This window comes from Candidatus Thiodiazotropha sp. AKAK2 (genome assembly GCF_058244685.1).
On sequence record NZ_JBSYOP010000006.1, the window covers coordinates 36,304 to 57,602 of the forward strand.

General features: G+C 54.0%; 15 protein-coding genes. 12 read left to right on the forward strand and 3 right to left on the reverse strand.

Annotation, left to right across the window (positions count from 1 at the left end):
* Positions 1–331 precede the first annotated feature (331 nt).
* Entirely contained in the window at positions 332–778 is a 447-nt protein-coding gene (locus AC4IE8_RS01230; protein ID WP_490790103.1) for a GNAT family N-acetyltransferase, read from the reverse strand.
* Positions 779–1,479: 701 nt separating this feature from the next.
* Complete coding sequence (locus AC4IE8_RS01235) at positions 1,480–2,316, reverse strand: class I SAM-dependent methyltransferase (RefSeq protein WP_490790104.1); 837 nt, start codon at positions 2,314–2,316, stop codon at positions 1,480–1,482.
* Between the two features lie 191 nt (positions 2,317–2,507).
* On the opposite strand from AC4IE8_RS01235, the gene AC4IE8_RS01240 reads away from it, so the two are divergent.
* Genes AC4IE8_RS01240 through AC4IE8_RS01255 form a run of 4 tightly spaced genes read left to right on the forward strand, consistent with a single transcriptional unit; the run spans position 2,508 to position 6,299 of the window.
* Positions 2,508–3,314 carry a MipA/OmpV family protein gene (locus AC4IE8_RS01240; protein WP_490790105.1) on the forward strand — a complete coding sequence of 269 codons (807 nt, stop codon included), beginning with the start codon at positions 2,508–2,510 and terminating at the stop codon, positions 3,312–3,314.
* Positions 3,315–3,325: 11 nt separating this feature from the next.
* Positions 3,326–4,402 carry an efflux RND transporter periplasmic adaptor subunit gene (locus AC4IE8_RS01245; protein WP_490790106.1) on the forward strand — a complete coding sequence of 359 codons (1,077 nt, stop codon included), beginning with the start codon at positions 3,326–3,328 and terminating at the stop codon, positions 4,400–4,402.
* Complete coding sequence (locus AC4IE8_RS01250) at positions 4,399–5,058, forward strand: ABC transporter ATP-binding protein (RefSeq protein WP_490790107.1); 660 nt, start codon at positions 4,399–4,401, stop codon at positions 5,056–5,058. The genes AC4IE8_RS01245 and AC4IE8_RS01250 overlap by 4 nt, the downstream gene beginning before the upstream one ends.
* Positions 5,055–6,299: an ABC transporter permease gene (locus AC4IE8_RS01255; protein ID WP_490790108.1), complete on the forward strand. Its 1,245-nt coding sequence runs from the start codon at positions 5,055–5,057 to the stop codon at positions 6,297–6,299. The genes AC4IE8_RS01250 and AC4IE8_RS01255 overlap by 4 nt, the downstream gene beginning before the upstream one ends.
* Before the next feature lie 201 nt (positions 6,300–6,500).
* Here AC4IE8_RS01255 and nifJ read toward each other — a convergent pair whose 3' ends face one another.
* The gene (nifJ, locus tag AC4IE8_RS01260; RefSeq protein ID WP_068990370.1) at positions 6,501–10,076 is read right to left on the reverse strand and encodes a pyruvate:ferredoxin (flavodoxin) oxidoreductase; all 3,576 of its coding nucleotides are present in this window, start codon (positions 10,074–10,076) and stop codon (positions 6,501–6,503) included.
* Positions 10,077–10,790: 714 nt separating this feature from the next.
* On the opposite strand from nifJ, the gene AC4IE8_RS01265 reads away from it, so the two are divergent.
* The 8 genes from AC4IE8_RS01265 to AC4IE8_RS01300 all read left to right on the forward strand — a co-directional run bounded on the left by AC4IE8_RS01265 (position 10,791) and on the right by AC4IE8_RS01300 (position 21,180).
* Positions 10,791–11,915 (forward strand): 4Fe-4S dicluster domain-containing protein, encoded by a 1,125-nt coding sequence (locus tag AC4IE8_RS01265; protein ID WP_490790109.1) that lies wholly within the window; start codon positions 10,791–10,793, stop codon positions 11,913–11,915.
* Entirely contained in the window at positions 11,908–12,741 is an 834-nt protein-coding gene (locus AC4IE8_RS01270) for an FAD/NAD(P)-binding protein (RefSeq protein WP_490790110.1), read from the forward strand. The genes AC4IE8_RS01265 and AC4IE8_RS01270 overlap by 8 nt, the downstream gene beginning before the upstream one ends.
* A gap of 61 nt (positions 12,742–12,802) precedes the next feature.
* Positions 12,803–13,591 (forward strand): NADH-quinone oxidoreductase subunit B family protein, encoded by a 789-nt coding sequence (locus tag AC4IE8_RS01275; RefSeq protein ID WP_490790111.1) that lies wholly within the window; start codon positions 12,803–12,805, stop codon positions 13,589–13,591.
* Positions 13,584–14,882 (forward strand): Ni/Fe hydrogenase subunit alpha, encoded by a 1,299-nt coding sequence (locus tag AC4IE8_RS01280; RefSeq protein ID WP_068990379.1) that lies wholly within the window; start codon positions 13,584–13,586, stop codon positions 14,880–14,882. Before AC4IE8_RS01275 ends, AC4IE8_RS01280 begins: the two co-directional genes overlap by 8 nt.
* A gap of 14 nt (positions 14,883–14,896) precedes the next feature.
* Positions 14,897–15,304 (forward strand): hydrogenase maturation protease, encoded by a 408-nt coding sequence (locus AC4IE8_RS01285; RefSeq protein ID WP_490790112.1) that lies wholly within the window; start codon positions 14,897–14,899, stop codon positions 15,302–15,304.
* Positions 15,305–15,551: 247 nt separating this feature from the next.
* Positions 15,552–17,924 (forward strand): serine/threonine protein kinase, encoded by a 2,373-nt coding sequence (locus AC4IE8_RS01290; RefSeq protein WP_068990382.1) that lies wholly within the window; start codon positions 15,552–15,554, stop codon positions 17,922–17,924.
* Between the two features lie 944 nt (positions 17,925–18,868).
* Positions 18,869–20,065 (forward strand): N-acetyltransferase DgcN family protein, encoded by a 1,197-nt coding sequence (locus AC4IE8_RS01295; protein WP_490790113.1) that lies wholly within the window; start codon positions 18,869–18,871, stop codon positions 20,063–20,065.
* 14 nt (positions 20,066–20,079) lie between these two features.
* Entirely contained in the window at positions 20,080–21,180 is a 1,101-nt protein-coding gene (locus AC4IE8_RS01300; protein WP_490790114.1) for an alanine/ornithine racemase family PLP-dependent enzyme, read from the forward strand.
* Positions 21,181–21,299 lie beyond the last annotated feature (119 nt).

Sequence of the window (21,299 nt, forward strand, 5' to 3'; positions counted from 1 at the left end):
GGGTTGGTGATGCTCTGGTTCGGTGTTTTGATTATAGGCAACAAATGTAACCGGTTTGCACTGTTATGGGATTGTGAACCAAGTACCTACAAACGAGTAGATCAAAAGTTTTTTAAGCGCAGCTTAAGATTGATCGGGAATGGCTCTAAAACAATCTGAAAAATCGAACTCCATCACAGCTTCATCGGTCGTGGTGCGGCTGAAACATATCCGAGATAAAAACATCGGGCAAAATATTAGCAGCGTTGTGGGGATTTTGCCTGGTATTTTTTAGCTGGGATTGTCAGCTTCTCCATACACTCAATTTGAGATGATAGCTCAGCAGCGAGCTTTATTTAAGCGGCTTAAGGAAGCAGACAATCCTTTCGGTTTCGATGAAACCGAGCTTTTTATGCAGCGTGATACTTGTCTGGTTGTGGGTCTCTGTATCACTGGCAATCTCCTTGAAGCCTTGCTTGGCGGCCCAGGATTCCGCTTGCTGCATCAGCGCTTTGCCGTAGCCTTGGCCGCGATACCCGGGTTTGACGAACCAGCCTTCAATATAGGGCACCCTGGATGAGCGGCTGCCTTCGGCAAAGTTCCGGATGTTGAGTTCGATAAACCCGGCCAGCTCCCGGTCGGCAATCTCAACCACGAAGGTTTCAACAATATCGATCGATTCACCGGCAAAATATTCAGCAAGTTCTTTCGGATGTTGGCTTTGATCCTTTGGCCAGAGCTGGCTTCTCATACTGATCCAGTCTGCTAAATCAGATGTTTCAACAGGGCGGATAATCATAAGTATCACTCGGTGCTTGCGCTTTCAAATCTAAAGCATGTTCGATAAGGAATTTATGCTTGGAGTCACTCCTGTTCTGTTAACTCAATATTAGCCAAAGAGATGCAGAAAGCCCTTCTCCCTTGATGGGAGAGGGTGTACGCGAAGCGTTTCATCTGGCTAAAAAGAAAAAACTCATTGATCCTTTATTTTTATCGCGCTGGTTTCTTGTAAAGACTGAGGTGCTTTTTATCCCCCCCTCTCCCCCGGCCCCTCTCCCGCAAGGGAGAGGGGAGCTACTCTTTCGGTCTGTTTGGTAGGCTGATGATTGGTGCATTTTCAGGGTGTAGGGTGGGGCCATGCCCCATCAAATGCGCTTAGATTAAACACAATGAAGCGCCTTGGCGCTTACTGAGCCACCATCAGTTTCAATACGGATGGTCAGGTAAGTAGTAAGACGAAGCATCGCCATGATCGTCGAAAAAACACGGACACACTGAGTTTTCCCGACAGCCGTGTCTTAAACCTGAATCCGTGGGTTCAGAAGGAGTGCAGCGTGCAAGATATTGATTCGGATAGCGTAATAAAAATTCGTAGCCATACCCTTAGGTCTGGCGAGAATTTTTATATAGCTAGAAGGATCAAGAGCTTGTGCGATGTGTCCTGATGGACCCACGGATTCAGGTTAAAAAAACCAATCAGGGTTTATACCCTCAGCCAACTCAAAGCGTCACTCGGCAAAACAAAGTGTCGGTATTAAGCTCGATTGTTCCGTTATCTGAGATCGCTGTAACTTCGGCGGTATGTTCTCTTTTAAACGCCTCCAGCTGTTCAGGCTTGAGTTGATCAAGCAGTGATTTATAGCCTGCGCTGTTGAGCAGTCCCCACCACTCATCGACCGAAACCGGGTAGCGAATTGGTTCTTCAATGATCTCCAGATCCGTGTAATCAGAACTCTCCACGAGTGCCTGCCAATTTTTAGCGGTTTTCAGTCGATCTTTTATCTCTCCCGGTGGTGACAGGTCATACTTTGTTTTAAGGCGATCCAAAAACAGTTCAGCGTAGGGATTGAAGGCCGTATTTGTAAAGGAGGAGCCGATCAACTGACCGCCCGGTTTGACGGTTTTGCAAATTGCCCGGTATGAGGCTTCCATGTCCGGGTAGAAGAACATCGCATAGCCACAGGTGACCACATCGAATCTGTCCGCCGGGTAGGTCAGCTCATCCACATCGGATTGAATGAAACGAATATTGGGGAGCCGCATCTGTTGGACTTTTTTGGCCGCAAACTCGAGCATCTCCCGGGACAGATCGATGGCTTCGATCTGTGCATCGGGATAGTTGATTGCCACTTCAATGGCCACACTGCCGGTGCCTGTTGATATGTCGAGTACCTGCAGCCCATCAGCCGCAGGCAACAGCCTGGCCAGTCTTTTAGCGGAGATGCCAAAGAAACTGTTTTGGTCATATCGGCTTGAGACTTTGTCAAAGGTGGATTGTATGGTCTGTTTGTATTGTGTTGTATCCATCGATCTGTCGTTGTTGAGAGCGTGTTCCATTGTTGGCGTCAATCCATTTCAAGTGGATTGAACAAACGATGTTCAAATCAACTTGTGGGTTGCTGTTACCAAATCCAGTGGTGTTGTGACGATTGTTACAGAAGGATACATATCCAAACAATATCCCCACAGACATTAACAAGCTTGTTTCTTAACCTGATGATGTCAATAAAACAACAGGGAGCATCATCATGCCAATCAATCTGTCTGGTTTACATGGATCCAAACTGGCTGCACCATGGGTTCTCGCCTTTGGGGCTACACTGCTACCCGGCCTCGCTGCGGCGGGTGAGTGGTCGGCGGGTATCAACCTGGGAGGTGGTCGTAATCCGATCATTGGCGAAGACAACACCTTTGTGGCCATGCCGGTGATCGCCTATCGGGGCGAGCGTTTCCATGCCAATCTGGGTAATCCCGGACTCGCTTTCTTCAATGGCAGCACAAATTTCGGCGGATTGGGTTACAGCCTGGTTAAACAGGATAATTTTAAACTCGATCTGGTCGGGCGGATTCGTGCCATGGGGATCGACCCGGACGATAACGACGAGCTGGATGGGTTGGATGAACGTAAGCCGGGGTTCGATGTGGGCATCGATGTTGTCTGGGGCAGTGATCTTGGTGAGCTCAACGGGCAACTGCTTGGCGATGTCAGCAATCGTTCAAAAGGTCAGGAGCTGGTGGTCAGTTACGCCTATCCCCTGAAGCACGGAGATTGGTCGTTCAGGCCCGAGGTTGGTGTCAGTTGGCAGAGCAGTAAACTGAGCGACTACTACTTTGGTGTGGATGATGATGAGACTGGCGCCGGGCTGGAGAGCTATCAAGCCAAGTCAACCATTACACCGTTCGTGGGTATCCAGGCCGAGTATGCCTGGTCCAAGCAGATACGTTTGATCGGTGGTGCCGGTATCGGCCGCCTGGGGGATGGTATCAGTGACAGTCCTATCGTCGATGGACGCAATCTGGCCGGTGCTTTTCTGGGGGCGGTTTACCGTTTCTAGGTTGACTGATCATGCAGCTGAAATCGCTGGCAATCGGGTTGTTGATTGTTCTGCTTCCCTTGGGTCTGTTTGTCGCCGGGATCTGGGATCAAGCCAGACAGGTCGAAACCGTTGAGGTCGAACGGGGTGATCTGTCACTGGTGATCCGGGTAACCGGCGAGGTGATCAACGACCGCCGTGTGGAGTTGACCGCGTTGGTGGATGGTCAGGTGATCGGCGTCGAAGCTGGCGTCGGCGATCGGGTCAGCGCCGGGCAGATCTTGGCGAAGATGGACAATCGCGCCGCTGCGGCCAATCGCCAAAGGGCCGAGGCGTTTGTGCAGCAGCATGCGGTTTTACGCAAAGAGGCAAAGTTGCGTTACCAGCGACTGAGCAAGCTGGTTTCCAAGGGTGCGGTAACCGAGGAGCAACAGGAGGATGCACAGCTGGAGTGGCAAGCCGCCAGTGCAGTCTGGCAAGTGGCCAAGGCGGAGTTACTGCTGACGGAGGTGGCCCAGGAGTGGCAGGTGAACCGTGCGCCGTTCGATGCCGTTGTGGTGAAAAAATCCACCGAGAAGGGACAGTGGGTTGAGGCCGGCACCCCGCTTTTCTCCCTAGTGGCTCTGGACGGTTGGCAGATCGAGGCCCATGTGGATGCGGTGGACAGTGGACGCATCAAGCTCGGTCAGCCGATTGAGTTGAAATCTGATGCCTTTCCCGGAAAAAACTGGCGCTCGGAAGTGAGCTGGATCGGACCCAATGTGGAACAGCAGCAGGAGCGTCGACTCAACACCTTCAAAGTGCGTTTGGATCCGGGTGAGGCTGCGCCGGCACTGCTGTTGGGTCAGCAGGTGGATCTGGAGATTCTGGTGGCGCAGCGTAAGGGCGTGTTGAAGCTTCCCTTTATGGCGCTGAAAGAGGATCAGGAGAGGTTCCAGGTTGGAGTGATCGAAGCGGGTCTTTTAAGTTACCGGGAGGTGGCTGTAGGCCTGCAGGGGGATAGTCATGTGGAGTTGCTGTCCGGCATCCTGGAAGGGGACAAGGTGGTGCTGCTGGAGTCTGCCAAGCTCGAATCCGGGATTGCTGTGCAGGAGAGAACGAAACAATGATCCAGATGCAGGCGATCCATAAATCCTATTGGCGGGGTGGTGCTGAGCTGCCCGTTATCCGTGGCATCGATTTGAATATTTCAGCGGGTGAATTTGTCGCCATCATGGGGCCCTCCGGGTCGGGTAAAAGTACCCTGATGAATATCATCGGCTGCCTCGATCTGGCGGACCGTGGCGAGTACCGGCTAAACGGGGAAAGGGTATCGGGTGCTCAGTTTTCCCGCTTGGCCGAGTTGCGGGGGCAGACCATCGGTTTTGTATTTCAGTCCTTCAATCTGATCGCCAATCGGAGTGCGCTTGAGAATGTGGCGCTGCCACTGCTTTATCAGGGCGTTGCCCGAGATGAACGACTGGATCTCGCCACACAGGCTCTGCAGCGAGTCGGTATGCTGGACCGGGCCTCGCATCAGCCAAACCAACTTTCCGGTGGTCAGCAGCAGCGGGTCGCCATAGCCCGGGCTCTGGTCAATCGCCCCAGCCTGTTGATTGCGGATGAACCAACCGGTGCGTTGGACAGTCGGAATGGGGATCAGGTTTTACAGCTCTTCAATGAGCTGCATAACGAAGGACATACCCTGGTGATGGTGACTCATGATCCATTGATCGGTGAGCGGGCGGATCGGGTGATCATGTTGCATGATGGTGTGGTGATATGAACCGGCTGCGGGTGTTTATCGAACTGACCGGAGAGGCGGTGATTGCGTTGTGGCAGAACCGCTTGAGATCACTGCTCAGCGTTTTGGGCATCGCCATCGGCATCGCTGCGGTGATGACCGTCAGTGCGGTGAGCAGCGGCGGTAAACTGTTTGTACTGAAAGAGCTGGAGACTTTCGGTTTACGATCACTGTGGGTGTTTCGGGACTATCAGGATAAAAATCCCCAGTCACGGATCAGGGACAGCTCCGGTATCGATAGCCGCGACCTGAGTCTGTTGAAAGGGGCGTGTTGCCCCGCAGTGAAGCGGTTAAGCCCGGTGTTGCTCGCGGCCAATCGTCCGATTGTACAAAATGGCAATCGTTACAGCAGTGCCCAGTTGAAAGGTGTGGATGCCAACTATACCGGGATCAATAACGACCGGCTGACCATGGGACGGGGATTTCGACCGGCGGATATCAAAGGTCGTCGTCCGGTGGTGCTGATCGGTGAGACGGTGAGCCAGGATCTCTATCCCCAGTCGGAAAACCCAGTCGGCCGGGATCTGCGCATCGGTGGGCGTCGATATCAGGTGATCGGGGTGTTGGAATACAAGAGCCGGGACCTGCTCGCAAGCATTGGATCTGAAGGGGGTGAGGATGCCAATAACAGAATTCTGCTGCCCTATACCCTGGTGCAACAGATGAATGGCAATCAGCAGGTCAGTTATCTGCAAGCGGAAGCGGTCTCCATCGTGAAGGCCGAACAGGCGGCAGATCAATTGAGACTGACGCTGCAACGGCGCTACCGGGGCAGCTACCAATACACCAAGATCACCCTCGCTTCCTATCTGAAAACCGTGGACCGGATATTGGGCGGTATCACCGCGATGGGTGTGGTGGCCGCTTCCACCGCACTGCTGGTGGGCGGCATTGGTGTGGCGGGGATCATGAGTACCGCGGTGGTCGAACGAATCCGTGAGATTGGTGTGCGTATGGCGATCGGTGCGAATCGTCGCCATATTCTGTTTCAGTTTCTGGCCGAGGCGGTATTGATCAGTCTGCTTGGGGGTATCGCCGGTTTGTTGTTTGGTTTTCTACTCGGGGGGAGTCTCGATCTGCTGACCGGATTTCCATTGATGCCGACCTTGAGCGGGGTGTTGACCGGATTGATCGTATCTGTTTTGGTGGGGTTGGCCTCTGGTTACTATCCCGCCCGTCGTGCGGCAGGTTTTCTACCGGTTGAAGCGCTGCGCCGAGAGTGATTTGAGCGCTCTGCCGGATCAACGGCCCCGGACATGGTAGAGCGTTTTACAACGATTATTTAGCATCGTTTCCCCTAGGGCCTATTGGATTAGTGTTAACAGGCCCCAGGATGTGTCAAGACACTTAACAAGGACGGATTGCTTGCCAGGATTCGTGCATCACCCTTGATGTTGTGCTGAGTCTGTCGCAACCATGGTAATTCAGTCTTCGGCTTTTTGCATCGCCAGTTGCGCCAGCTGTTCATAGAGCCGATATCGGCTCTTGATCTGCTGTTGTGCCTGACGCAGAAACTTTTCTGAGGCTTCCGGGTGGGTTCGCTGCAGTACACTGAAGCGGGTTTCACTGCCGGCGAAATCCCGATAGGGAATCGAGGGCTCCTTGGAGTCCATTTTCAACGGATTTTCCCCTTTGTCGCTGCGGCGGGGATCATAGCGGAACAGGGGCCAGTGCCCCGAGTCCACCGCCAGCTCCTGTTGACGGATATTGTTGGAGAGGTCCACTCCGTGGGCTATGCAGGGGGAGTAACAGATCAGCAGCGAGGGGCCGGGATAGGCTTCCGCTTCCAGAAAGGCCCGCAAAGTCTGCACATCCTTGGCGCCAAACGCTACCTGGGCCACATAGACATTGCCGTAGGCCATGGCCATCATGGCGATATCCTTCTTGTTGGTCGGCTTGCCGGCCGCTGAGAATTTGGCCACCGCACCGAGGGGAGTCGCCTTGGAGGTCTGGCCGCCGGTGTTGGAGTAGGTCTCTGTATCGAGCAACAGGATATTGACGTTGCGGCCGGAGGCCAGTACGTGATCCACACCGCCGTAGCCGATATCGTAGGCCCAGCCATCTCCCCCCACCAGCCAGACACTTTTACGCGCCAGGCTGTCCGCCACGGAGATCAGACTCTGTGCCTGGGGATCGTCGATCTGCTGGCAGGCCTGTTTAAGGGTTTCGATCCGTTCCCGCTGTTCAAATATCTCCGCTTCACTCTGTTGTTGGTTCTTCAGCAGCTGTTCCACGAGCTGCTGATCGAGATCCTTGCGCAGATGTTGCAATAAGGCTTTGGCGTGGTCATTCTGCTTATCGATGGCGATGCGCATCCCCAGACCGAACTCCGCATTGTCCTCGAACAGGGAGTTCGACCAGGTAGGCCCCCGGCCTTCCGGGTTGGTGGTGTAGGGGGTGGTTGGCAGGTTGCCGCCATAGATCGAGGAGCAGCCGGTGGCATTGGCAATCAGCATACGATCACCGAACAGCTGGGTGGCCAGTTTGATATAGGGGGTTTCTCCACAACCGACACAGGCCCCGGAGAACTCGAACAGGGGCTGCATGACCATTGCCCCTTTCAGGGTTGTCTGTTTCAGTTGAGTACGGTCATGTTCCGGCAGGCCGACAAAGAACTCCCAGTTGATCCGCTCCTGTTCGTGGTAGGCCGGGTCGTCCACCATATTCAGCGCCTTGCGCTGGGGATTCTGCTTGTCACGGATCGGGCAGATCTCGACGCAGAGTCCGCAACCGGTGCAGTCGTCCGGGGCTACCTGATAGCTGATGTGGGTATCCGGAGCAAAATCCCGTCCACCTTTGACCTGGGTATGCAGAAAACTTTCCGGCCCGTTGTCGGTCAGGGAGGCCGGAAACAGTTTGGAGCGAATCGCCGCATGGGGACAAACCAGGGGACATTTGCCGCAGTGAGTACAGAGGTCCATCTCCCATTTGGGAAGCTGCAGGGCGATGTTGCGCTTCTCATAGGCGGTGGTGCCCAGTGGCCAGGTCCCGTCGGCCGGCATCAGGCTGACCGGTATGCTATCACCCTGGCCGGCGATGATCGGTGCCGTGACCTGTTGTACGAACTCCGGTGCATGCGCAGGTACGATTGGCTGCCTGGGGACCTCGGGGATCTCCACGTCGGGTAGATCAACCTTGTGCAGGCCGGCCAGTGCTGCATCGATGGCATCGTAATTCCGTTGCAGCAGGCGCGCCCCTTTGCGGCCATAGCTCTTTTTCACGGCCGCTTTGATCAGATCGATGGCCTTGTCGCTCGCCAGCAGTCCGGAAATGGAGAAGAAGCAGGTCTGCATGATGGTGTTGATGCGTCGTCCCATGCCGGTTTCGGCGGCGATCTTATAGGCATCGATGACGTAAAAGCTGAGCTGCTTTTCGATCATCTGTTTTTGCATCTGCGGTGGTAAGGTCTGCCACACCTGGTATGGATCCGCCTGACTATTGAGCAGAAATGTGGCGCCGGGAGCGGCTTTTTCCAGCATTTCGTAGCGGCCAAGAAAAATCGGCTGATGACAGGCGACAAAACCGGCTTCGTTGTCACCGATCAGATAGGTGGCGTTGATCGGCATTGGACCGAAGCGAAGATGGGAGACGGTAACTGCCCCGGACTTTTTCGAGTCATACTGGAAATAGCCCTGGGTGTAGTTGTCGGTCTGCTCGCCGATGATTTTGATCGAATTCTTGTTGGCTGAAACTGTGCCGTCCGCACCCAGACCATAGAAGACACAGGCGCTGACATCCGTATTGGCAAAAGGGCGGAAATCCGCGTCCCAGGGCAGGCTGGTATGGGTGACGTCATCCACAATCCCCACTGTGAATCCGTTCTTCGGCTGCTCCCGGCTCAACTCATCAAAAATGCCTTTGACCATGGCTGGGGTAAACTCTTTCGATGAGAGTCCGTATCGACCTCCGACGATCCGTGGCAGGGTTGTACGCTGCCCCTGGCTATAGGCCTGGGCAAAGGCGCCAAGCACATCCTTGTAGAGAGGCTCGCCATCCGCGCCTGGCTCTTTGGTGCGATCGAGTACGGCAATCTTTTGCACACTCTCCGGAATGGCTTTCAACAGCTGGTCCGCAGCAAAGGGGCGAAACAGCCGTGCTTTGATCATACCGATCCTTTCCCCCTCCGACGAGAGGTGATCGATACAGATTTCAGCGGCGCCAATGCCTGAGCCCATCAGGATGATCAGCCGTTCCGGTTGTGCCGAACCATAGTATTCGAACAGTTCATAATGTCTGCCGGTCAGGGTGGCGAAACGGGCCATCGCTGCCTGCAGTTTCTCCCCGACCCGATTGTAGTAGGGGTTGACGGTTTCACGTCCCTGAAAGTAGACATCGGGATTTTGTGAAGTGCCGCGAATTACCGGGTGGTCCGGAGAGAGGGATCTGGCGCGATGAGCTTCGACCAATTCGTCGTCGATCATCGCCTTGATCACCGATTGATCGGGCAGGGCGATCTTGTTGAGTTCGTGTGAGGTTCTGAAGCCATCGAAAAAGTGCAGAAACGGGATGCGGGTCTCCAATGTGGCCGCCTGGGCAATCAGCGCGAAGTCGGCAACCTCTTGAACGCTGGCGGAACAAAGCATGGCATAGCCGGTGCTGCGACAGGCCATCACATCGCTGTGGTCGCCAAAAATGGATAAGGCCTGGGCTGCCAGCGATCTTGCAGAGACATGCAGTACGGTTGGGGTCAGCTCACCGGCAATCTTGAACATGTTGGGGATCATCAGTAACAATCCCTGGGAGGCGGTAAACGAGGTGGAGAGGGAGCCGGCTTGCAGTGCTCCGTGGACGGCTCCGGCCGCACCGGCTTCGCTCTGCATCTCAATCACATCAGGAATACTGCCCCAGATGTTTTGGACACCCTTTGCGGACCACTCATCCGACCATTCACCCATGGGTGAGGCCGGGGTGATCGGGTAGATGGCGATGACCTCGTTGGTCTTATGGGCAATATGTGCAGCGGCCTCGTTGCCATCTATGGTAACCATCTTGTCGGACATATCCTTGCTTCCCTAGTCATGTTGTTAACTGGCTTGTATTTGGTCGGTAGTGTTCATACATACCATCAGCCATATCCAATCAATGCTCTCACTGATCGATCAGTAATGCATTGATCAATAGCAGTTATCGGAGAGAACCTGTGGTGATACAGAATCATCAGTATGAGATGGCGATTCAAGCTTCTCTATGTTGCTGTTCAGTTAAAGATTATTGACGATAATCCACGATTTTAAGCAACAAAAGCCGTAGATAGTTTGTGGTTATGCGCCAGAATAAAACACAATTGAGTAGCGAGCTGGAGGAAGTGTAAAAAAATAGTCTTTGATGGCTATTGTCTGCCCGGTTTTATGCTAGTTTCTTAGATAGCGACATTCGCTTTTTTGAGGGTATGACTACTAAGCCTGATTCCATGTGCTCCTCAAACAAATCCCCTGAGTGAATTGGGATGTGTTCTGATCCGCTACTGTTAATGGAGTTGGAAAGGGATTGAGGCCATGTGTGGATAGGGTGATCTCTGTAGGTATGGATGGCCACAGTGAGGCCGATGTCTTTTTCAGCTATCTCACTGTCGTTCATAAGGGGCTTATCTTTAATCACGGGAAGAGTTTCTTACCGGCCTTGAAAGATAATCTGTCTATCAGAGGTTACCGGGCGCCGAACAATATTATGCGGTCGAACTGAGTGATCAGTACCGCGAATGTGAGGCTGTTAAAGTGCAACAGAGCGCTAAGATTGAACGACAACCTGGCTTTCTGCCCCGCTCCGACTTTCAGAAGTTGCTGGATGGGATTGTGCAATCCGGTTATCAGCTGTTGGGGCCGGTTGTGAAAGATGGGGCGATCCAGTTGATGCAGATCTCCGATGTCACTCAACTGGCAAAGGGGCTGACCAATGAGCAGCAGCCTGGTCACTATCGGCTGCAACAGACTGCCGGTGAACGGTTGTTTGATTGGAATCACGGACCGCAAGGTCTTAAACCGCTCTGTTTTGCCCCCCATGAAGTGTTATGGGTTGAACAGAAGGACCCTTTGAGTTTTACAACCCGTCTACCGGATGTGAAACCGACTGCTGTGTTAGGGGTGAGAGGCTGCGACCTGTCGGCACTGGCGATTCAGGACCGGCACTTTCTGCATGCGGCTGGCGCCGATCCCCACTATCGGCAGCGACGTGAACGGTTATTGTTGATCGGCATCGATTGCGCCCACTCTGCGGAGAGTTGCTTCTGTGCCTCAACCGGTGATGGGCCGAGCGTCAATCAGGCAGTCGATATTGGCTTGTCAGAGCTTGATGATGGGTTCCTGGTCTGGTCCGGTAGTGATCAGGGAGAGGCTGTTCTGCAGCGGCTCGATTTGGCCACAGCGCAAACTCAACAGCTGGAGCAGATGGAGGGTCAGACCGAACAGGCGGCGCGGGAGCAGCAGCGGCAACTGCCGCAACCAGAAGAGCTGATACGTCTCTATCAACGGCTTGAACATGCCCATTGGCAGCAGGTTGCCGATCGCTGTCTGGGGTGTGGTAACTGCACGGCTGTCTGTCCCACCTGTTTCTGCTACGACACTCAGCATGAAGTCTCATTGGATGGCCTGTCGGCACAAAATGTTCGTCAGTGGGACTCCTGCTTCAGTGCCAGTCACAGCAGTATGGGCGCTTTCAAGGTGCGTGGAAATACCCTCAGTCGTTACCGTCAATGGCTGACCCATAAGCTGGCGGGGTGGCAGGAGCAGCAGGGGCGGATTGGGTGTACCGGCTGTGGTCGATGTATCACCTGGTGTCCGGTGGGCATCGATCTCACCAAAGAGGCTGACGCCATTCTGTGGGAGGGGAGTCTCGATGAGTGATCTGCATCTGCCCCGTACAGCAATTATCGATGAGCGCATTCAAGAGTCACCGACCATCTTTACCCTCAGGTTGAGGTTTGAGGATGCGACCGCCCAGGAGGTGTTTGAGTTCTCTCCCGGCCAGTTCAACATGGTGACCCATTTCGCGGCCGGAGAGATCCCGATCTCGATCGTCAATGATCCTAAGGACAGCCACTATTTCGACCATACGATACGGGTGGTTGGCCGGGTCTCCGAGGCGATGTCGAAACTGCAACCGGGAGACCGGGTGGGGATCCGTGGGCCGTTCGGCAGAGGCTGGCCGGTCGTGGATGCGTCGGGACGCGATGTGTTACTGGTGACCGGCGGTCTGGGTTGTGCCCCATTGGTCTCGGTGATCCGCTATATGATGAAGCGACGCAATCAGTTCGGTCATCTGCACATCCTGCAAGGGGTCAAACACTCGAATGATCTGATTTGGCGGGAGCAGTATGACGCCTGGGCCAGGGAGCCGGATGTCAATGTGCTGTTGGCGGCCGATGTGGTAACCCGTGAGTGGCATGGCCAGCAGGGGATGGTTACCGAACTGATCGGACAGCTCAATCTGCGTCATGGACGCACCATTGCGATGTTATGCGGGCCGGAAGTGATGATGTTGGCAGCCATCGCCAATCTGCGGGATCTTGGGATTGCCGATCACCAGATCTGGTTCAGTATGGAGCGCAATATGCAGTGTGGTATCGGACAGTGCGGCCACTGCCAGATCGGCGCCAAATATGTCTGTCGGGATGGGCCGGTGTTCTGTTATTCCGAACTGGCAGATTTAATGGGGGCGAAAGGCTTTTGATCCCTCAATGGCATGAACCCTATCCGCTGTATTGAGCAACCCATAGAGCTGGGCAACTATTATGGCCACAGACAAACCGAAACTCGCCGTACACAAATTCAGTTCCTGCGATGGCTGCCAGTTGGCGCTACTGAATCTTGGGGAACCACTGCTGGCGTTACCCGGGCTGGTGGATATCGTCCATTTTGCTGAAGCAGGCCCGAATTCGCCGGATCAGCCGGTGGATATATCACTGGTTGAAGGGAGTGTCTCCACCCCGGAGGATATTCAACGGATTCAACAGGTCAGACAGAACAGCAAGTTGCTGGTGAGTATCGGGGCTTGTGCCACCAGCGGAGGTTTGCAGGCACTGGCCAACTTTGCCAACCGTCATGAGTGGATGGCATCGGTCTATACCGAGCCTGAAAATATCGACGTTCTGAACAGTTCCGATCCGATCTCGAAACATGTCAAAGTCGATCTGCAGATTCAGGGGTGTCCGGTCAATTCCGCTCAGGTGATCGGCGCTTTGAGGGACCTGCTCTCAGGGGTTGCGCCAAGACCTGAAGTCCACTCGGTCTGCATGGAGTGTAAGCGCAAAGGTGTGATCTGTACGATGGTGACGAAAGGGGAACCCTGTATGGGACCGGTCACATTGGCCGGTTGCGGTGCCCTGTGTCCCGCTGCCGGTCGGGGTTGCTACGGCTGTTACGGGCCGGCAGAGCAGCTCAACGATCGTTCCATCGCTGAACGATTTGAACAACTTGGTCTGGATGCACAAGCCGTACTGAGGCGTTTCCGCTTTATTGCCAACAGTGCAGCCGGCTTCAAAACAGCCAGCGAAGGGCTGCGAGGTGATACCGATGGCTGAGCATCGCGATATCCATATCAATGTACCGGTATTGACCCGGGTCGAGGGTGAAGGCGCCTTGGAGCTGGACATTGTCGGTGGTGAGATCGAACGGCTCAATCTGCGTATCTTCGAGCCTCCCCGACTGTTTGAGAAATTTATCGAGGGCTATGAACGAAACCAGGTGATCGACATGGTGGCGAGGATCTGCGGGATCTGTCCGGTCGCCTACCAGATGAGTGCCGTTCAGGCATTTGAGCGTCTCTCGGGTTTTACCCCGGATCCCTGGGTTCAGGGGATGCGCAGGGTGATGTATTGCGGCGAATGGATACAGAGTCATGCCCTGCATGTGCATCTGCTGGCCGCACCGGATTTTCTCGGTTTCGAGTCGGCCATCGCCATGGCGGCAGACTACCCGGACGCGGTGCGCCGCGGTCTGCAGCTGCAAACCCTGGGCAATGATCTGATCGCCATGTTTGGTGGTCGTTCGGTACATCCGGTGGGGGTCAGGGTGGGTGGATTCTACCGGGCGCCCGATTCCTCTGCGGTGGCGATGATGGTGAAACGGCTGCAGGCGGCTCTGCCGGAAGCCGAGGCGTTGATCGGCTGGACAGCGGGATTGGATTTTCCCGATGACGATCAATCCTTCATCAGCGTAGCGCTCAGTGACCCCGATGAGTATGCCATTGGTCAGGGACGATTGATTTCCGGTCAGGGGCTGGATATCGATATCTGCTATTTCGACAGCCACTTCAAGGAGATTCAATCCCCCCATTCGACCGCTCTGCATTGCGAACTGGAAGGACGACCCTACCTGACAGGCCCACTGGCAAGGTTGAATCTGAATTTCCATCAGCTGCCGGCAGAGGTACGCAGGTTGATGGAAGGCTGCGGTATCCGTTTTCCCAGTCACAATATGTTTCACAGTATCGTGGCCCGGGCGATCGAACTCTACTTTGCCATCTCCGAGGCAATCCGCTTGTTGCAGGACTATCAGAGTCCGGCTCAGTCTTACCGGGAGGTGGAAGCGGTTGAGGGGGATGCCTTTGGCTGTACAGAGGCGCCGAGAGGGATCCTCTGGCATCGTTATGACGTGGATGATGCCGGTATTGTGCGCTATGCGCGTATCGTGCCACCAACCAGTCAGAATCAGGGGCGCATCGAAGAGGATATTGCCCTGTCGCTGCAAAAATTCGGCCTGGATCAAACCGATGAAAAGCTGCGGCTGCGGGCCGAGCAGGTGATACGCAACTACGATCCCTGCATCTCCTGCGCTACCCATTTCCTCAAGCTGAACGTCAATCGCGGATGATCAGGATCATTGGCGTGGGTTCACCCTTTGGTGCGGATCGTGTCGGCTGGCTGGCGATCGATCACCTGCAGGGCTGTCAGCTGGAAGATTGTGAATTGATCAAGCTGGATCGCCCAGGCAGTGGATTGTTGAATTACCTGCGGGATGCGGATTGGGTGGTACTCATCGATGCCTTGAAATCGACCGGCAGGGCTGGTGATGTGGCGCAGATCAGCCGGGATAAGTTGGCCCAGTGTCAGGCACTCACATCCTGTCATGGCTTTGGTGTGGCGGAAGCCCTGGCATTGGCTGATCAGTTGGGGGAATTGCCACGACAGGTGTTACTGCTGGGTATTCATGTCGGCGATGATCAAGAGAGACCGCCGGCACTGGATGTGGTCTCACTTGAACAGCAGATTCAAGCTCTGTTGGCGAGTGGGTGAGTAGAGGCCGTACGCTTTTTAATCCTCTTTAAATGCGTTTGTTGGCTTCGCAAGAAGCGTGCTATCTCCGCTGATTTCGGATATTGAGTCGTTGATGAAATTGTCAGCCATTTCGAGGAAATTAGCAGTGATTCGTGTCATTTACGGCGATACGATCTGAGTGGCCCATAAGAAAATCCGGATTGTGCCGCTATGGTTTCCAGAGGTTGAAGAGTTTGGTTGGATCATTTGATTCCGGGATTGGTGCATGAGGCTGAAACAGATCGGGCGTTTTCAGGTGGGCAAAGAGCTGGGCTCCGGTAATCAGGGTACCGTTTATCTCTGCCACGACAGCCAGTTGGAACGCCAGGTAGCGATTAAGCTGCTCGACAAGGTATTGCAGGATGCTTCATTCCGCGATGAAGCACGCACCATGAGTAAGCTGCAGCATCCCAATATCGTTTCGATCTACGAGGTGGGTGAGCATCAGGGTACGCCATTTCTTGTCTTCGAATACGCTCAGGGCAAATTATTATCGGATCTTATTCAGGGTGACCCACTGGAGCTCCCTTTGGCGCTGAAGATCTTCGAGGGGCTGCTGGATGGAATGAGCCAGGCCCACCGGGCGGGGATCGTCCATCGGGATCTGAAGCCGTCAAATATCATCATCGGTGAAGATAAACAGCCGAAGATCATGGACTTCGGAATCGCCAGATTGCTCTCTGAGGCGAAAGGTCCCGACAAACAGCTGATCGGCACACCCCGATATCTGGCTCCCGAGTATATCCAGGCCGGAGAAGTGGGTCCCCAGGCGGATGTGTTTGCCATGGGATTGATTCTGGACGAGATGTTGACCGGAATGCCGGTGTTCAGTGGCCAGAGTCAGCAGATCGTTATCGATGCCATTCTCAAGCTGGAGCCTAAGCCGCCGTCGCAGTTCAATTCCGCTGTTGATGAAAAACTCGACCGTTTTATCCTCAAGTCCCTGGAGAAGGATCCGGCACTGCGTTACAGCGATGCGCAGGAGATGCGGGATGCCTTCAAACAGATTTTCAAGTCGGCCGACGCCGAGCCGGCTTCCGATGTGGAGGCGAGCGGCACTGTCGATTTTTTATTGCGGCGGATGAAACGTAAGAGTGACTTTCCCGCTTTGTCCCAATCGGTTCGTAGCATCAATGCCATGTCGGATGTGAGCGATCGCAGTGTCAATCAGATGGCTGGTGTGATCGTTAAGGATTTCGCTTTAACCAACAAGATACTCAAGGTTGTCAACTCAGCTTACTACGGTCGGTTCTCCGGCCATATTGGAACCGTTTCCAGAGCAGTTGTGGTGCTTGGCACCCAGGCGATCCGCTCTTTGGCCGCTTCTTTGATATTTTTTGATCATATTGAGAATAAACAGCAGGCCGACTATCTCCGCGAGCTGGTCTCTTCTGCACTGTTTCGCGCCACCCTGGCACAGAATGTGGCTGATGAGATCGATCAGCAGGAGGCTGAGGAGTATTTCCTCACTGGCTTGCTCAGCGATCTCGGCAAAGTACTGGTTGCCTTCTATCTGCCGGAAGAGTCAAAAGAGGTCGAACGGTTGATCGAGGTTGAGAAAAAGGAGCCGGTTTCAGTACAGCACACCGTGCTTGGGGTCAGTTTTGAAACCATCGGTATTGAAATTGCCAAGCAGTGGAATTTTCCCAAACCGTTAACCGACAGCCTGAAATCCTGGCAGGGAGATCACTCGCCGGTCAATCGGACTGAGAAACGTCGTTTGGTTTCCCTGTTTGCCGATGAGGCGATGAAGGTGATTGTCGAGAACGGCTCTGATGACAAGGCCGCGTTGGATGACCTGACGAAGAAATACTCCAAGAGCCTGAAGCTTGGCAGTAAGAAAGTGGCAAAGCTGACAAAGCAGTCTGTTGAGGATTTTCAGGAGTTGGCCGAGGCCATTGCAACCGATGTGTCGAGCAGTTTTGTCAAAAAACTGAAAGGTGGTCAGGAAACACCAGACAAGAGTGGTGCAAAAAAACGGGAAAAAACTGGGACAATCACTCAGGATGGTTTAGATAATACACAGATACTCGATGAGTCTACCCAGGCAATCGATGAAAGGAGTGTAGAGCCTGCCGCGCATAGTGACGAGGATACTGAAGCACTGCTGATGGATGGTCTGCAGGAGGTTACCGGGATGCTGGTGGGAGATCATAGCGTCTCTGAAATCTTCAATGTCGTATTGGAGACCATGTATCGGGCGGTCGGTTTTAAACGGGTGATCCTGGCGTTGCTGAATCCGAAACAGGGTGAGATGGTGGGGCGGCTTGGATTCGGCGACTCGGCCGATGATTTTACCAGGGCGTTTCACTTCTCCACCAAGTACCGGGTCGATGTCTTTCATGGCGCCATGAAAAATGCGGTTGATGTCTATATTGCCGATGCCACGGATAAGAAAATACAGGGTGATATTCCTGACTGGTATAAAAAGATCTCAAAGGCGGGCTCCTTTTTGATCTTTCCCATTGTGGTCAATAAACGTGCCGTTGGTTTGATCTATGCGGACCATGCCAAGCCGCATGGGTTGGCGATCGATAAAAAGCGGTTGAATCTGCTGAAGTCTTTGAGGAATCAGATAGTATTGGCGGTTAAATCTTGAGTTTATTCGTTCGCAAATGAGCGCAAACAAGAGTCGCGAGTTGTATTAGTGTTAGTTTGGATTGGCCCCATACAGTGGCATAAGCCATCATTGTTGTACGTTAACACAAAAAAATAGCGTAGTGGCTAAACAATATCTAGATTGCCTTTTTCTTTGGATTAAGAGCTTACAAATATCTGACGCTGCCCTATCTGGATATGGCAAAGGCCTCGATGTGGATTTGTCTGATAAATAGCTCTGAATTCATAGGTTTCCCATTATTGCTGGTGATAAGTAGCTATTTCTGGATTTAGTAAACGCTATTACATAGTTCGGTAGCAGAGTTATAGAATAAAGCTGCCTTTGATTTGTTGCGTTGCAATAGGCGGTTTTCGGCCATAGCGGACCAAGCGAATCACCTGGATGACAAGGCCCTGCATCCTTAAAGCAGACATTTTCCTAAAAGCCACTGACTACTGACATCGTCCCTAAGCTGGCTACCCCAGTCTGAGCAAAATGACGCGAAGCGGCTAGATTTGGCTGCTTCGCTGTTTTATTCAAAAACATGAGGAGGGTTACAGACTCGGCGTGAGCTGGCGCGCCAGGTGTAACCCCTTTCCCGCAACGCTATACCGAGATCTGACAAAGTTATGGCCGGTTTAGCGTCCAGGGTACGGTTGCTCTCCGGCCAACGCAGGACATTCCTGATCTGCGAGCAGAGGTCGCCTACCTAGCCGAAGCAGTCCAAAGTCGGGGACGGCTTAATGACCGCTTTGTCACAAAATCGGACAATCAACCTTTTATTCCCTATCTAAATCATTAATGTGCTAAAATTGATCTTGTAATCCAGCCCGTGGATACCTTCCACAGAAACCCAACTTAGTCGGGACTACTCGTTGACATTCGGCCAATTCTGGTCGGCACGATCCTGTCGCCTCTTCTGAGACTTAACTCGAGGAGTGACAATGTTCACAGTCCCGCTCTCCGCGCGTTCAATCGCGCCCCCAACTGATCCTAACCCTGTCGTCAGAAACGAAACGGCGAATTCCGTACAGCCTCAAATCAGTGGAGTCAAGCAGCCAATCTCCACTGCAATCGTCTATTGTGAAGCCAACTTTGGCGCTATCGACGGCAAGACCGCCAACGGGCTTGTGCGCCAATCGGAACGGTATCAGATCCTCTCGGTCATCGACAGCGAACAGGCCGGTCTCGATGCCGGCATGGTTCTTGACGACGAGCCCAACGCAATTCCCATCTGCCGCGATCTGACCAGCGCACTGACACAGGCCGGCACTGTGCCCGATTACTTCATCTTCGGGATGGCGCCAGCCACAGGCATGCTGTCGATACACGAGCGCAGCCTCATACTTGAGGCCATGAGCCATGGGATGAGTATCGTCAACGGCCTGCATGAATTTTTAAACGACGATCCGATATTCGAAGCGGCATGTGTAGCGCACCAGGTAGAGATCCTGGATGTACGAAAACCCCGGGACAAGAAGGATTTGCGCATGTTCAGCAGTGCTATCGCCAATGTCAGCTGCCCACGTATCGCCGTTCTCGGCACCGACTGTGCCATTGGCAAGCGGACGACCGCCACCATCCTGACCCAGGCCCTCAACGAGCGTGGATTGAAAGCAGTGATGATCGGGACAGGCCAGACCGGTTTGATACAGGGTGCCCGTTACGGCATCGCGCTCGATGCCATCCCTTCACAATTCTGCGCCGGCGAGCTGGAAGCGACCATCGTCGAAGCATTCGAGATCGAAGACCCCGACGTCATCATCATCGAAGGACAGGGTGCGCTGAGTCACCCGGCCTTTTCTTCTTCGTCTTTCATCCTCCGTGGCAGCTGCCCCAATGGCATTGTGTTGCAGCACGCACCGGGACGCAGCCAGCGCTGTGACTTCGATAACATGTCGATGCCGACACCGGCCTCTGAAATCAACCTCCTCCAGACCTTCGCCGATACCAAGGTCATCGGCTTGACAATCAACCACGAGAACATGACTGACGACGAAGTCAGCGCAGCCATCACACAGTACGAGCGGGAGCTCGACATTCCGGCCACCGATGCGCTGACCCGGTCACCCGAGCGCCTGGTGGAGATGGTGCTTGCCGCGTTCCCGAAACTCGAGAAGCTGCTGCCCGCCGCCGCATGATGCCCGCGCCGCGGTTGGAGATCGATCTCGACAAGATCTACCACAACGCTCGCACGCTGGTTGAACGACTGGCCAGTCGTGGCATCTCGGTGACAGGCGTCTCGAAGGCGACACTCGGCTCACCGGAGATCGCAGGCGTGTTTCTGCAGGCGGGTGTGAGTGCCCTCGGCGACTCTCGCATCGAGAATATCGAAGCGATGCGTTATGCACAGGTACCCGCATCGATGACAATGATCCGTTCTCCAATGCTTAGCCAGGCGGAACGGGTCGTAAGACACGCCGATGTAAGTCTTAATACCGAAATTGAGGTTATCAGAAAACTATCGTTCGAAGCGCAGAAGGCAAATCGTAGGCATGGGGTCGTACTCATGGTCGAGCTGGGTGACCTCCGTGAAGGTATCATGCCCGATGACCTGATAGACACCGTACGTGAGACCCTCAGCCTGCCGAACATCGTGTTCAAAGGTATCGGCACCAATCTCGCGTGCCGTAGCGGAGTGTCACCTGACAGCCGAAACATGGCGTTGCTGTCCGAGCTGGTAGACTCTATCGAGGCGACATTCGGACTGACGGTAGACATTGTATCGGGCGGGAATTCTGCCAACATACAGTGGGTGTTCAGTGACACAGACACCGGACGGATCAACGATCTCCGCATGGGCGAATCGATCCTGCTTGGTTGTGAACCTCTTCATCGTACACCAATTGATGGACTGCACACCGACGCCATCACCCTCATCGCCGAAGTGATCGAATCGAAGGTCAAGCCATCACGTCCAACGGGCGAAATTGCACAAACCGCGTTCGGAGAGAAGCCAACCACTACAGACCGTGGGCATATCATGCAAACCATCCTGGCCATTGGCATACAGGACATCGACCCGAGCGGCCTGCAATCACCTGCGGGGACCGAGATCATTGGGGCCAGTAGTGACCACCTCCTCTTGGACTCTGGCAGCTACGGCTTATCCGTCGGCGCGGAAATGATGTTCCAGCTCAACTACAGCGCTCTGGTACGCGCCATGACTTCCCCTTTTGTCACCAAGATCGTCAAACACCATCGGGCGAGTATGGTACAGCAAGATTGGATTTCTGGGTTGCCCCGGGAACAATAGACACCTCCGGCGTATAACTCCTAATTACCATGCTATTAAGTGCCGGTTGCTGCCATTAATCCCGGTTCACTGGCCGTCCGCAATGGTTGCAAAGCCCTGGCTTGAGGGAACGAACCGTT

What these genes read in the sequence shown, in the direction of transcription:
- AC4IE8_RS01230 (WP_490790103.1), bottom strand. Translation starts at nt 778, where the DNA reads ATGATTATCCGCCCTGTTGAAACATCTGATTTAGCAGACTGGATCAGT.
- AC4IE8_RS01235 (WP_490790104.1), bottom strand. Translation starts at nt 2,316, where the DNA reads ATGGAACACGCTCTCAACAACGACAGATCGATGGATACAACACAATAC.
- AC4IE8_RS01240 (WP_490790105.1), top strand. Translation starts at nt 2,508, where the DNA reads ATGCCAATCAATCTGTCTGGTTTACATGGATCCAAACTGGCTGCACCA.
- AC4IE8_RS01245 (WP_490790106.1), top strand. Translation starts at nt 3,326, where the DNA reads ATGCAGCTGAAATCGCTGGCAATCGGGTTGTTGATTGTTCTGCTTCCC.
- AC4IE8_RS01250 (WP_490790107.1), top strand. Translation starts at nt 4,399, where the DNA reads ATGATCCAGATGCAGGCGATCCATAAATCCTATTGGCGGGGTGGTGCT.
- AC4IE8_RS01255 (WP_490790108.1), top strand. Translation starts at nt 5,055, where the DNA reads ATGAACCGGCTGCGGGTGTTTATCGAACTGACCGGAGAGGCGGTGATT.
- nifJ (WP_068990370.1), bottom strand. Translation starts at nt 10,076, where the DNA reads ATGTCCGACAAGATGGTTACCATAGATGGCAACGAGGCCGCTGCACAT.
- AC4IE8_RS01270 (WP_490790110.1), top strand. Translation starts at nt 11,908, where the DNA reads ATGAGTGATCTGCATCTGCCCCGTACAGCAATTATCGATGAGCGCATT.
- AC4IE8_RS01275 (WP_490790111.1), top strand. Translation starts at nt 12,803, where the DNA reads ATGGCCACAGACAAACCGAAACTCGCCGTACACAAATTCAGTTCCTGC.
- AC4IE8_RS01280 (WP_068990379.1), top strand. Translation starts at nt 13,584, where the DNA reads ATGGCTGAGCATCGCGATATCCATATCAATGTACCGGTATTGACCCGG.
- AC4IE8_RS01290 (WP_068990382.1), top strand. Translation starts at nt 15,552, where the DNA reads ATGAGGCTGAAACAGATCGGGCGTTTTCAGGTGGGCAAAGAGCTGGGC.
- AC4IE8_RS01295 (WP_490790113.1), top strand. Translation starts at nt 18,869, where the DNA reads ATGTTCACAGTCCCGCTCTCCGCGCGTTCAATCGCGCCCCCAACTGAT.